Annotated in this window: 1 tRNA gene; it reads left to right on the forward strand. The window is 38.1% G+C overall.

Annotated elements, in window-relative coordinates:
* Positions 1-41 precede the first annotated feature (41 nt).
* A tRNA-Ala gene (locus I6U51_RS24550) sits at positions 42-117 on the forward strand.
* Positions 118-396 lie beyond the last annotated feature (279 nt).

The following is a 396-nucleotide window of genomic DNA, read 5'->3' on the forward strand; positions in this document are numbered from 1 at the left end:
CTGTTTAATCTTGAGGGATTAGATTCCCTTAATACTTTTATGGGGGTATAGCTCAGCTGGGAGAGCACCTGCCTTGCACGCAGGGGGTCAAGGGTTCGAATCCCTTTATCTCCACCATAATTGTTCTTTGAAAATTGCACAGTGATATTAAATAAAAGTAAAGCTGAAGGTAAAACTACTTATTATATAAGTAAGTAACCTTTGTAGATTTTTAAGTTTCATGAGTAGAACTAGATTTTATGAATGAAACCAAGAAAATTGATAGAAGCGAGTAGATCGAGGAAAAACCAGAACGAGGAGCAGAGTTTACTGATGTGTAAATGAGCACCGCAGAGATGGTATTGACGAAGAGATGCGAAGCTTATAGCGATTTTCGATATGGTCAAGCTACAAAGG

It is taken from the genome of Clostridium aciditolerans, assembly GCF_016316925.1.
Taxonomy (GTDB): domain Bacteria; phylum Bacillota; class Clostridia; order Clostridiales; family Clostridiaceae; genus Clostridium_AM; species Clostridium_AM aciditolerans.